This window comes from Pseudorhizobium tarimense (assembly GCF_022968135.1).
Classification (GTDB): domain Bacteria; phylum Pseudomonadota; class Alphaproteobacteria; order Rhizobiales; family Rhizobiaceae; genus Neorhizobium; species Neorhizobium tarimense.
Map to the genome: position 1 here is coordinate 39,472 of NZ_JALJRA010000018.1, position 11,818 is coordinate 51,289.

General features: G+C 61.6%; 4 protein-coding genes. 2 read left to right on the forward strand and 2 right to left on the reverse strand.

All coding sequences use genetic code 11. The annotated features are described in order from the left end of the window. Both MUU54_RS19720 and MUU54_RS19725 read left to right on the forward strand, forming a co-directional pair. Positions 1-1,911 (forward strand): CLIPPER-2 domain-containing protein (locus MUU54_RS19720; protein ID WP_247245715.1); only part of this gene is annotated, 1,911 nt, incomplete at its 5' end. Continuing rightward, positions 1,908-5,705, forward strand: coding sequence for a TonB-dependent receptor (locus tag MUU54_RS19725; protein ID WP_247245716.1), 3,798 nt, complete (start codon positions 1,908-1,910; stop codon positions 5,703-5,705). The genes MUU54_RS19720 and MUU54_RS19725, both read left to right, overlap by 4 nt. An 806-nt stretch (positions 5,706-6,511) precedes the next feature. Here MUU54_RS19725 and MUU54_RS19730 read toward each other — a convergent pair. Both MUU54_RS19730 and MUU54_RS19735 read right to left on the reverse strand, forming a co-directional pair. Next, complete coding sequence (locus MUU54_RS19730) at positions 6,512-10,309, reverse strand: TonB-dependent receptor (protein ID WP_247245716.1); 3,798 nt, start codon at positions 10,307-10,309, stop codon at positions 6,512-6,514. Then, the coding region (locus tag MUU54_RS19735; RefSeq protein ID WP_446676984.1) for a CLIPPER-2 domain-containing protein at positions 10,306-11,818 on the reverse strand (1,513 nt) is incomplete at its 5' end. The genes MUU54_RS19730 and MUU54_RS19735, both read right to left, overlap by 4 nt.

The following is an 11,818-nucleotide window of genomic DNA, read 5'->3' on the forward strand; positions in this document are numbered from 1 at the left end:
GCCGGGGTTGCGCTCGACCAGGGCCCGCAGACGCTGGCGCCGGGTGCGACGTTCACCTTCACTGCGACCTATACGCCCGACCAGGACGACATCGACGCCGGCTCGGTCACCAACACGGCGACCGGCACCGGCACGCCGCCTACAGGGCCCTCGATTACGAGTCCGCCCGATGAGGTGACCGTTCCGCCTGATACCACGTCCGGACTTACCATCGAAAAGACGGGGACGCTGAACGATCTCGACGGTGATGGACTTATCGATCTCGGCGAGACGATCAGCTATTCTTTCCTGGTGGAGAACACCGGAGCGGTGACGCTGACGGGCGTGACGGTCAACGATCCGCTGCTCACCGGCGCCGGGGTTGCGCTCGACCAGGGCCCGCAGACGCTGGCGCCGGGTGCGACGTTCACCTTCACTGCGACCTATACGCCGACGCAAGGTGACCTAGATGCGGGGCGGGTAGCGAATACCGCGACTGCCACCGGCACGAATCCCGACGGCGATCCGATCGGTAGCCCTCCGGATACGGTCGTGACCTTACCGCAGCCGCCCAGCCTTCGGCTTCAAAAGACCGGTATGTTTACCGACACCGACGGAAATGGGTACGCTAGTGTCGGCGACACGATGACCTACACCTTCGCCGTCACCAATGACGGCGGCCAGACGGTCACGAATGTTTGGCCTGTTGATGCCGGACCAACCTTCAACAAGAGACCTGCTGCAGGTTTCTTATCTCGGTTTACGCCGGAGCCGGTCACTTTGGCTCCGAACCAGGTCCAGGAGTTCAACGCGACTTACACTCTGACGCAGCAGGATATCGAGAATGCAGCGGGTGTCTCCGACGGTGTTGCCAACACGGCGACGGCAACCGGTTTAAGCGGTAGCGGCCAGGTCACCTCCGATGACTCAACCTCGGCCATTACCTTGCCGGCGGCGGAACCTAGCGATATCACGGTGACGAAGGTCGCTAATCTGCGGTTTATCCGTCGTGGCGAGCAGGCGCCCTTCACCATCCGGGTAACCAACAACTACGGCGCGCGGGCGACCGGGATTACGGTCGTTGACACGATGCCATCCGGCTTCCGCTTCGTAGAGGGCTCCGCGATGATCGGCGAGGTCAAGGTGACGCCGCAGATCGTCGGCCGGCAGATCCGCTTCCCCGATATCACGGTTGACGGCCGCTCCGAGGTCGAGATCCGGCTGAGGCTGCTTGCGCTCAGCACGGCCGGACCTGGCGAGCATGTGAACCTCGCGCATGCTGAGGATCAATCCGGCCGGCGGATCACCGGCCAGGCGCGCGCTGTGGTCGAGATCATCGTTGAGCCGGTCTTCGACTGCGGCGACATCGTCGGCAAGGTCTTCGACGACAAGAACCGGAACGGTTACCAGGACAAGGGTGAGCCGGGGCTGCCGGGTGTGCGGGTCGCCACCGTTAAGGGATGGCTGATTACCACCGACAAGTATGGGCGCTTCCACGTGGCCTGCGCCGATCTGCCGGATGCCAGGGTCGGGACGAACTTCATCATGAAGCTCGACACCCGCACCCTGCCGACGGGCTATCGCCTGACGACGGAAAACCCGCGGGTCGTGCGGCTCACCGCAGGCAAGATGACGGAGCTGAACTTCGGCGCCTCAATCGGCCGTGTGGTTCGGCTCGGCCTTGCCGATGAAGCCTTCGTGCCGGGCGAAGTGGAGCTCGCTGAGCGCTGGGCTGAAGGCCTCGACCAACTGATCGAGGTGCTGGCCCAGGAGCAGTCGGTTCTGAGGCTCACCTATCTCGACATGGGCGGCGATCCGGAGCTGGTCGAGGCGCGTGTAAAAGGCATCAAGGAACTGATCGCTGAGAGGTGGCGGCAACGCAAACGATCCTACCCCCTGGAGATTGAGACGCGTGTGGAGGCGGGACGATGAAGAGCGTTGTAACGAGCACCGAGCGTGGCCGGGAATCTAACCTGCGTATGATACTGCTTGCGAGTACGGCGTTCATGGGCCTTGCGGCAGCACTGCCGGCGACAGCCCAGGAGGCGGGTCAGCAAGCAGCAGGCAAGGGCGGCAGGATTGCCACCGATAGCGCCGTTCGCTCCCTGCCGATCGGCGCCAATACCGAAGCGGAGACACCGGCCGACCAGCCGGCCATCCCCTTCATGATCAGCGTGGATGGGGAGACGGTCGACAAGAGCGCCGAACTGGAGGAGGGCTATAGTTCGGCTACCAAGGCTGGCCAGCCGGCGCTCAAGGCTGACCGGGTGGGCGAGGCAAAGTTGGCGATCCGTCCGGTCGACCAGCAGCGTCAGACGGATATCGATCTGTCGGCCGTCGACATCCAGGTAAAGTTCGACGGGCTGGAAGCCAGCACGCTGCTCAATGTCTCGACCGTTCCGGTCAAGCGCACCTTCAAGGCAGGCGAGGAGGTCCGTTTCCTGGCCACCTCCAACTATCCTGCCTTCATCGAGCGCTCCGAGATCCGGATCTACGACCGCAGGCGCCGCGACGACAACAAGCCGGTCGCGGTGGTGCCGGTCGCCATCAATGGCGAAGCAGGCTGGGTCATGCCGGCGGCCGAAGATGCCGATTTTGCCTATGTGCTGCGCGTCTATGACCCCGAAGGTCGTTTTGACGAGACACTGCCTTTGACGATCGCCCGCACCAGCCGCGACCTGAAGCCCGATCAGCAAGGGGACAAGGCCGTGGCGCCTGGCATGGGCGAGGATCGCACGGCAATCAAGAATATCCCGGTTAGCGGCGGGGCGGTGACCGTCTATGGCCGCAACGTGCCGCCCGGCCACAATGTCCAGGTGTTCGGGGAAGCCATTCCGACCGACCCCAACCAGGCCTTCGTGGTGCAGCGCATCTTGCCGCCCGGCGACCATGCGGTCGACGTGGCGGTCAAGGGTGAACCGAAGACCGGCGGGCTTTCCTTCAGCCGTGACGTCAACATCCCCGACAATGACTGGTTCTACGTGGCGCTTGCCGACCTGACCATCGGCAAGCGCAGGGGTGATGCCCGCATCGAAGAGGTACGCCCCGGGGAATATGACGATGTCTATACTAAGGGACGGCTCGCCTTCTACCTCAAGGGCAAGATCAAGGGCAAATATCTGCTGACGGCGGCCGGCGACACCGGCGAGGACGACATTAACGAGCTCTTCCGCAACCTCGACGGCCAGGATCCGCGCCAGATCCTGCGCCGGCTCGATCCCGACGACTACTATCCCGTCTATGGGGACGATTCCACCTTCGTGGAGGATGCGCCCACCAAGGGCAAGTTCTATGTGCGCCTGGAGCGCGGCGACAGCCATGTGATGTGGGGCAATTACAAGACCCAGATCACCGGCACGGATTTCCTGCCGTCAGACCGCGCGCTTTACGGCGCATCCGGTGTCTATCGCTCGCAGGATACGACCTCGTTCGGCGAACGCCGCACCGAGGTGACGGCCTATGCAGCCCAGCCCGATACCCTTCCCCAGCGCGAGGAATTCCTCGGCACGGGCGGCTCCGCCTACTTCCTGAAGCGGCAAGACATTGTCGAAGGATCCGAGACGGTGCGGGTCGAAATCCGCGATCCTGTAACCGGCCGTGTGATCGAGCGGCGGGTCCTAACTTACGGTGAAGACTACTCCTTCGATTACATGCAAGGGGTCATCATCCTGCGCCGGCCAGTGTCTTCGATGACTGGGACGAGCGATCCCGTACGCAACAGCGCGCTCGGCGGCGGCAGGTTTTACCTGACGGTGCAGTACGAGTTCGAGCCGGTGGCAAGCGACGTGGACGGCTATGTCTATGGCGGTCGTGCCCAGCACTGGATCAATGACAAGGTCCGCGTCGGGGTCACCGGCATGGACGACTCGACGGAAATGGCAGAACAGAAGGCCTATGGTGCGGACATAACGGTCCGGCATTCCGAGAATACCTGGCTCAAGGCGGAGGTCGCTCATTCAAAAGGGAGGGGCTTTGATCTCTCCCAATCCTCCGACGGGGGGCTGACCTGGGGCCCCAACGAGCCGAGGTACTATGGCGATCCAAACGATGACCGGGGTGCTGCCTGGCGCGTCGAAGGCCAGGCCGATCTGGAAGATATCGGAACAACCCTGAAAGGCAAAGTGGGCGGCTACTACGAGGAAAAGCAGGCGGGCTTCTCGACGCTTTTCGATGACGTGACCGTCGACCAGCGCATCTGGGGTGCGCATGCCGATGTCGACCTGACCGGCAAGAGCGGCCTGAAGCTCACCTATGACGACTTCAGCGACGATCGCGGTCAAATCCGCCGCGATGGGTCCGGCAGCATCACCCATCAGTTCGACGAATACTGGAAGCTGTCTTTCGGTGCCACGTATACCGAATTGATGTCGCCGCTCGCCATCAACGCCGGAAAGTCCGGCTATGACGGCTCGCGTATGGATGCCGGCATAAGATTGGACTACCGCATAGACGATGACAGCTCAGTCTATGCCTTTGGTCAGGGGACGCTCTCGCGTTCCGGCGATATCCACCGCAACGACAGGGCAGGGGTGGGCGCCAAACACCAGCTCACCGATACGATCGGGCTGGAGGGGGAGATCTCCTACGGTACCCATGGCGTCGGTGGACTGGCCGGCCTCACCTATGATCCTAACGCCAACAGCCAATATTATCTCGGATACAAGCTCGATCCCGACCGCGCCTTCGATCTGCACGACACCCGCGACCTCTTCGGCGACGATAAGGGCACCGTCGTGCTCGGCATGCGCCGCAAGATGAGCGAATTGCTCTCGGCCTATAGCGAGAGCAATTACGACATGTTCGGGACGCGCAACTCGCTGACCCAGACCTATGGTTTGGTCTATACCCCGGACGACCTGTGGACGCTCGATGGCGGTCTGGAAGTCGGACAGGTGCGTGACGATACTATTAATCCGGGAACCGACACGCAGTATGAGGACTTCGACCGTTACGCCCCGTCGCTAGCCCTCGGTTACAAGGACGAGGAGCGGGGCATCAACGCCCGGCTGCGTAGCGAGGTCCGCATCGAGCGCTCCGACAACCACACGCGCGACCAGAACACCTACCTTTTGACGGGCGGTGTCGCCTGGAAAACCGATCCGGACTGGCGGTTCATCACCCACTTCGATGCGGTGCTCTCCGACAGCCGGGGCAAGGAGACGTATTTTGCCAACACCGATTATGTGGAAGCTTCCGTCGGCTATGCCTACAGGCCGGTGGACAACGATCGTCTGAACGCCCTGTTCAAATACACCTGGCTCTATGATCTGCCGGGCAACAACCAGACCATTAGCGGGGCGACAGGTGATCAATTCGCGCCCGCTCAGCGCAGCCATATCCTGTCAATCGATGCAAACTACGACCTGACGCCATGGCTGACGATCGGCGGCAAGTACGGCGTGCGCCTCGGCGAGGTGCGCTATCGCACAAATGATGGCGCCGGCAAGAGCTTCGAGGACGATTGGCAGAAATCCACCGCCCATCTCGGCATCATCCGCGCCGACCTGCATATCATCAAAAGCTGGGACTTCCTTCTCGAAGGGCGTGTTATGCATATGCCCGAGGCAGAAACGACCGATTATGGGGCACTTGCCGCCATCTACCGCCATGTCGGCAACAACTTCAAAGTCGGCCTCGGCTACAACTTCGGTCGCTTCTCCGACGATTTGCGGGACCTCACCCTCGACGACGAGGGCGTATTCCTCAACGTCGTCGGGAAGTTCTGACCACGAATGTGAGGCACCATGCCCGATTGCTTTGCACCTTGATGCTCCAGCCGCCTACGATGATGGGCAGAGCAACTAACGTTTCGGTGCCCAGCAGTGGTCCGTATCAGCAGGCGTTGCCTTACAGGCTTGGTGGCGGCCCTTTCGCACCATAGCGGCGGACGCCCTAACAGCGATGCGACAATGTTCGATTTGCGCAAAGCTGCCGAAGCATCCGCCTTGAAGGGATCTGAACCTTCGGCCGGTTACAGCTATCTGCTTGGGCAAATATTTAGCTTCTCAAAGTGCTTAGCATGTTTCCGTTGTCAAACGACATCGGGAAGTGGGCCGGGGGCGACACGTAAAACCGGGCCCCCTTTCATAGTGCAGCGTTAGCGGTATCAAGCGGCGGAGTGGCCTTCTGCAGAAGGCCACTCCGCCGCTTGATACCGCTAACGCTGCACTATGAAAGGGGGCCCGGTTTTACGTGTCGCCCCCGGCCCACTTCCCGATGTCGTTTGACAACGGAAACATGCTAAGCACTTTGAGAAGCTAAATATTTGCCCAAGCAGATAGCTGTAACCGGCCGAAGGTTCAGATCCCTTCAAGGCGGATGCTTCGGCAGCTTTGCGCAAATCGAACATTGTCGCATCGCTGTTAGGGCGTCCGCCGCTATGGTGCGAAAGGGCCGCCACCAAGCCTGTAAGGCAACGCCTGCTGATACGGACCACTGCTGGGCACCGAAACGTTAGTTGCTCTGCCCATCATCGTAGGCGGCTGGAGCATCAAGGTGCAAAGCAATCGGGCATGGTGCCTCACATTCGTGGTCAGAACTTCCCGACGACGTTGAGGAATACGCCCTCGTCGTCGAGGGTGAGGTCCCGCAAATCGTCGGAGAAGCGACCGAAGTTGTAGCCGAGGCCGACTTTGAAGTTGTTGCCGACATGGCGGTAGATGGCGGCAAGTGCCCCATAATCGGTCGTTTCTGCCTCGGGCATATGCATAACACGCCCTTCGAGAAGGAAGTCCCAGCTTTTGATGATATGCAGGTCGGCGCGGATGATGCCGAGATGGGCGGTGGATTTCTGCCAATCGTCCTCGAAGCTCTTGCCGGCGCCATCATTTGTGCGATAGCGCACCTCGCCGAGGCGCACGCCGTACTTGCCGCCGATCGTCAGCCATGGCGTCAGGTCGTAGTTTGCATCGATTGACAGGATATGGCTGCGCTGAGCGGGCGCGAATTGATCACCTGTCGCCCCGCTAATGGTCTGGTTGTTGCCCGGCAGATCATAGAGCCAGGTGTATTTGAACAGGGCGTTCAGACGATCGTTGTCCACCGGCCTGTAGGCATAGCCGACGGAAGCTTCCACATAATCGGTGTTGGCAAAATACGTCTCCTTGCCCCGGCTGTCGGAGAGCACCGCATCGAAGTGGGTGATGAACCGCCAGTCCGGATCGGTTTTCCAGGCGACACCGCCCGTCAAAAGGTAGGTGTTCTGGTCGCGCGTGTGGTTGTCGGAGCGCTCGATGCGGACCTCGCTACGCAGCCGGGCGTTGATGCCCCGCTCCTCGTCCTTGTAACCGAGGGCTAGCGACGGGGCGTAACGGTCGAAGTCCTCATACTGCGTGTCGGTTCCCGGATTAATAGTATCGTCACGCACCTGTCCGACTTCCAGACCGCCATCGAGCGTCCACAGGTCGTCCGGGGTATAGACCAAACCATAGGTCTGGGTCAGCGAGTTGCGCGTCCCGAACATGTCGTAATTGCTCTCGCTATAGGCCGAGAGCAATTCGCTCATCTTGCGGCGCATGCCGAGCACGACGGTGCCCTTATCGTCGCCGAAGAGGTCGCGGGTGTCGTGCAGATCGAAGGCGCGGTCGGGATCGAGCTTGTATCCGAGATAATATTGGCTGTTGGCGTTAGGATCATAGGTGAGGCCGGCCAGTCCACCGACGCCATGGGTACCGTAGGAGATCTCCCCCTCCAGCCCGATCGTATCGGTGAGCTGGTGTTTGGCGCCCACCCCTGCCCTGTCGTTGCGGTGGATATCGCCGGAACGCGAGAGCGTCCCCTGACCAAAGGCATAGACTGAGCTGTCATCGTCTATGCGGTAGTCCAATCTTATGCCGGCATCCATACGCGAGCCGTCATAGCCGGACTTTCCGGCGTTGATGGCGAGCGGCGACATCAATTCGGTATACGTGGCACCGAAAGACAGCTTCCAGTATTCGTCGAACTGATGGGTGATGCTGCCGGACCCATCGCGGCGGATTTGACCGCGATCGTCGCTGAAGTCGTCATAGGTGAGCTTCAGGCCGCTCTTGCCGGTCAGGTCGACATCGGCATGCGCACCCCAGATGCGCTGGTCGACGGTCACGTCATCGAAAAGCGTCGAGAAGCCCGCCTGCTTTTCCTCGTAGTAGCCGCCCACTTTGCCTTTCAGGGTTGTTCCGATATCTTCCAGATCGGCCTGGCCTTCGACGCGCCAGGCAGCACCCCGGTCATCGTTTGGATCGCCATAGTACCTCGGCTCGTTGGGGCCCCAGGTCAGCCCCCCGTCGGAGGATTGGGAGAGATCAAAGCCCCTCCCTTTTGAATGAGCGACCTCCGCCTTGAGCCAGGTATTCTCGGAATGCCGGACCGTTATGTCCGCACCATAGGCCTTCTGTTCTGCCATTTCCGTCGAGTCGTCCATGCCGGTGACCCCGACGCGGACCTTGTCATTGATCCAGTGCTGGGCACGACCGCCATAGACATAGCCGTCCACGTCGCTTGCCACCGGCTCGAACTCGTACTGCACCGTCAGGTAAAACCTGCCGCCGCCGAGCGCGCTGTTGCGTACGGGATCGCTCGTCCCAGTCATCGAAGACACTGGCCGGCGCAGGATGATGACCCCTTGCATGTAATCGAAGGAGTAGTCTTCACCGTAAGTTAGGACCCGCCGCTCGATCACACGGCCGGTTACAGGATCGCGGATTTCGACCCGCACCGTCTCGGATCCTTCGACAATGTCTTGCCGCTTCAGGAAGTAGGCGGAGCCGCCCGTGCCGAGGAATTCCTCGCGCTGGGGAAGGGTATCGGGCTGGGCTGCATAGGCCGTCACCTCGGTGCGGCGTTCGCCGAACGAGGTCGTATCCTGCGAGCGATAGACACCGGATGCGCCGTAAAGCGCGCGGTCTGACGGCAGGAAATCCGTGCCGGTGATCTGGGTCTTGTAATTGCCCCACATCACATGGCTGTCGCCGCGCTCCAGGCGCACATAGAACTTGCCCTTGGTGGGCGCATCCTCCACGAAGGTGGAATCGTCCCCATAGACGGGATAGTAGTCGTCGGGATCGAGCCGGCGCAGGATCTGGCGCGGATCCTGGCCGTCGAGGTTGCGGAAGAGCTCGTTAATGTCGTCCTCGCCGGTGTCGCCGGCCGCCGTCAGCAGATATTTGCCCTTGATCTTGCCCTTGAGGTAGAAGGCGAGCCGTCCCTTAGTATAGACATCGTCATATTCCCCGGGGCGTACCTCTTCGATGCGGGCATCACCCCTGCGCTTGCCGATGGTCAGGTCGGCAAGCGCCACGTAGAACCAGTCATTGTCGGGGATGTTGACGTCACGGCTGAAGGAAAGCCCGCCGGTCTTCGGTTCACCCTTGACCGCCACGTCGACCGCATGGTCGCCGGGCGGCAAGATGCGCTGCACCACGAAGGCCTGGTTGGGGTCGGTCGGAATGGCTTCCCCGAACACCTGGACATTGTGGCCGGGCGGCACGTTGCGGCCATAGACGGTCACCGCCCCGCCGCTAACCGGGATATTCTTGATTGCCGTGCGATCCTCGCCCATGCCAGGCGCCACGGCCTTGTCCCCTTGCTGATCGGGCTTCAGGTCGCGGCTGGTGCGGGCGATCGTCAAAGGCAGTGTCTCGTCAAAACGACCTTCGGGGTCATAGACGCGCAGCACATAGGCAAAATCGGCATCTTCGGCCGCCGGCATGACCCAGCCTGCTTCGCCATTGATGGCGACCGGCACCACCGCGACCGGCTTGTTGTCGTCGCGGCGCCTGCGGTCGTAGATCCGGATCTCGGAGCGCTCGATGAAGGCAGGATAGTTGGAGGTGGCCAGGAAACGGACCTCCTCGCCTGCCTTGAAGGTGCGCTTGACCGGAACGGTCGAGACATTGAGCAGCGTGCTGGCTTCCAGCCCGTCGAACTTTACCTGGATGTCGACGGCCGACAGATCGATATCCGTCTGACGCTGCTGGTCGACCGGACGGATCGCCAACTTTGCCTCGCCCACCCGGTCAGCCTTGAGCGCCGGCTGGCCAGCCTTGGTAGCCGAACTATAGCCCTCCTCCAGTTCGGCGCTCTTGTCGACCGTCTCCCCATCCACGCTGATCATGAAGGGGATGGCCGGCTGGTCGGCCGGTGTCTCCGCTTCGGTATTGGCGCCGATCGGCAGGGAGCGAACGGCGCTATCGGTGGCAATCCTGCCGCCCTTGCCTGCTGCTTGCTGACCCGCCTCCTGGGCTGTCGCCGGCAGTGCTGCCGCAAGGCCCATGAACGCCGTACTCGCAAGCAGTATCATACGCAGGTTAGATTCCCGGCCACGCTCGGTGCTCGTTACAACGCTCTTCATCGTCCCGCCTCCACACGCGTCTCAATCTCCAGGGGGTAGGATCGTTTGCGTTGCCGCCACCTCTCAGCGATCAGTTCCTTGATGCCTTTTACACGCGCCTCGACCAGCTCCGGATCGCCGCCCATGTCGAGATAGGTGAGCCTCAGAACCGACTGCTCCTGGGCCAGCACCTCGATCAGTTGGTCGAGGCCTTCAGCCCAGCGCTCAGCGAGCTCCACTTCGCCCGGCACGAAGGCTTCATCGGCAAGGCCGAGCCGAACCACACGGCCGATTGAGGCGCCGAAGTTCAGCTCCGTCATCTTGCCTGCGGTGAGCCGCACGACCCGCGGGTTTTCCGTCGTCAGGCGATAGCCCGTCGGCAGGGTGCGGGTGTCGAGCTTCATGATGAAGTTCGTCCCGACCCTGGCATCCGGCAGATCGGCGCAGGCCACGTGGAAGCGCCCATACTTGTCGGTGGTAATCAGCCATCCCTTAACGGTGGCGACCCGCACACCCGGCAGCCCCGGCTCACCCTTGTCCTGGTAACCGTTCCGGTTCTTGTCGTCGAAGACCTTGCCGACGATGTCGCCGCAGTCGAAGACCGGCTCAACGATGATCTCGACCACAGCGCGCGCCTGGCCGGTGATCCGCCGGCCGGATTGATCCTCAGCATGCGCGAGGTTCACATGCTCGCCAGGTCCGGCCGTGCTGAGCGCAAGCAGCCTCAGCCGGATCTCGACCTCGGAGCGGCCGTCAACCGTGATATCGGGGAAGCGGATCTGCCGGCCGACGATCTGCGGCGTCACCTTGACCTCGCCGATCATCGCGGAGCCCTCTACGAAGCGGAAGCCGGATGGCATCGTGTCAACGACCGTAATCCCGGTCGCCCGCGCGCCGTAGTTGTTGGTTACCCGGATGGTGAAGGGCGCCTGCTCGCCACGACGGATAAACCGCAGATTAGCGACCTTCGTCACCGTGATATCGCTAGGTTCCGCCGCCGGCAAGGTAATGGCCGAGGTTGAGTCATCGGAGGTGACCTGGCCGCTACCGCTTAAACCGGTTGCCGTCGCCGTGTTGGCAACACCGTCGGAGACACCCGCTGCATTCTCGATATCCTGCTGCGTCAGAGTGTAAGTCGCGTTGAACTCCTGGACCTGGTTCGGAGCCAAAGTGACCGGCTCCGGCGTAAACCGAGATAAGAAACCTGCAGCAGGTCTCTTGTTGAAGGTTGGTCCGGCATCAACAGGCCAAACATTCGTGACCGTCTGGCCGCCGTCATTGGTGACGGCGAAGGTGTAGGTCATCGTGTCGCCGACACTAGCGTACCCATTTCCGTCGGTGTCGGTAAACATACCGGTCTTTTGAAGCCGAAGGCTGGGCGGCTGCGGTAAGGTCACGACCGTATCCGGAGGGCTACCGATCGGATCGCCGTCGGGATTCGTGCCGGTGGCAGTCGCGGTATTCGCTACCCGCCCCGCATCTAGGTCACCTTGCGTCGGCGTATAGGTCGCAGTGAAGGTGAACGTCGCA